1 protein-coding gene is annotated in these 1437 nt (G+C 78.1%); it reads left to right on the forward strand.

The annotated features are described in order from the left end of the window. Position 1: 1 nt before the first annotated feature. Entirely contained in the window at positions 2 to 1297 is a 1296-nt protein-coding gene (locus tag E4099_RS31990) for a hypothetical protein (RefSeq protein WP_135342584.1), read from the forward strand. Positions 1298 to 1437: the final 140 nt, after the last annotated feature.

Here is a 1437-nt window from a genome sequence, read left to right on the forward strand (position 1 = left end):
GGTGTGTATAAGAGACAGGTCGGGGCCCGCCGAACTCGCCCGCCGGGCCCGGACCGAACTGGCCGGTGCGGTGGCCGTGGCCCGCTGGGCCGCCGCCCAGCAGGGCCTGCCGGGCATCCCGGGCAGGGAAGCCGTCGCCCGGGCCGCCGCCGCGCTGGGCGCCGCACCGGACCAGGTGCGCGCCGACTGGGACCGGGCCCGGCTGGTCGGCCTGGTCGAGCCGGACGGCGACACCGTCCGGCCGGGGTGGCGGTTGCACGCCTGGGACCACGACGACACCGCGGTACTGCGCGGCTGGGTGGCGCTGCTGGACGCCTGGACGCTGGCCCGCCCGGCCCCCGAGGAGGCCGAGCCGACCGCGGTCGCCGAGGTGGTCGAGGCGGTGCCGCAGCTGCTGTCGCTGCTTCAGCTGTCGGCCGGCCCGGTGCCGTTGGCCGGCCTGCTGGACCTGCTGGAACAGCGGGTGGCCGAACTCCGCACGCAGCACTGCGAGGTGCCCTACGAGGCGTCGGGCACCGGTGAGCGGCCCGCCGAACCGGCCCCCGCCCAGGACCCCGGTGTGCCGCTGCCGGCACTGCTGGACTGGGCCCTGGACGCCCATGCCTCGGTCGGCGCGCTGGTGGTCCGCGAGGGCGCCGATGGGCGGCGCGAGGCCGAACTCACCGCCCTGGGCAACTGGGCGGTGTGGGTGAAGCTGGAGCAGATCTGCGTCGCCGCCCAGAGCCCGGCCGGCAACATCGAGCAGCCCGCCGCCGACATGCTCCGCGGCTGCGCCCGGCTCACCCCCGGACCGGCCCGCGCCGAGTACCGCGCCTGGCTCGCCGCCCGCCCGGTCGGCAGCGCCGTCACCGAGCTGCTGGACGCCGCCCGCGGGCACGACGCCCTGCTGCGCGGACTGGCCTTCGAGGCGCTGCGGGTGGTGGGCGCGCCCGCCGAGGCCGCGGTGCGCGCGGCCGCCGAGGAGCCCTGGCTGCGCCCGTACGCCCTGCTGTGGCTCTTCGAGCTGGAGGGCGGCGACCCGGAGGACGCGCTGCGGGTGCTCACCCGCGGCGAGGCCACCTGGTTGTGGGTGGACACCGGGGCGGCCATCGCCGACCACGGCGAGAGCCCGCTGCTGGTACGCCATCTGGAGAGCGCCGTGCAGGGCACCGTGCCGGCCCTGCTGGAGGAGGTGCGGGCGGTCGGCCATCCGCGCACCGTGCAGGTGCTGGTCGCGCTGGCCGCCGCGCACCCGGACCCGGTGCTCGCCAAGACCGTCCGCCGGGCCGCCTTCCAGGTGCACACCGGCGGCTCGTGAGCGGGCCACTCCCCGCTGGGGGCGTACGCCCCCGCCGACGGCCACCAGGAGGAGCCTCTTGTGCACCGCGGCGCGCCCCGCGGGCCCCAGGAGGAGCCCCTTGTTTCACCGCGGCACCCCCGCCGGCCCCGGGAGAAGCC

The sequence above is a fragment of the Streptomyces palmae genome, assembly GCF_004684805.1.
Classification (GTDB): domain Bacteria; phylum Actinomycetota; class Actinomycetes; order Streptomycetales; family Streptomycetaceae; genus Streptomyces; species Streptomyces palmae.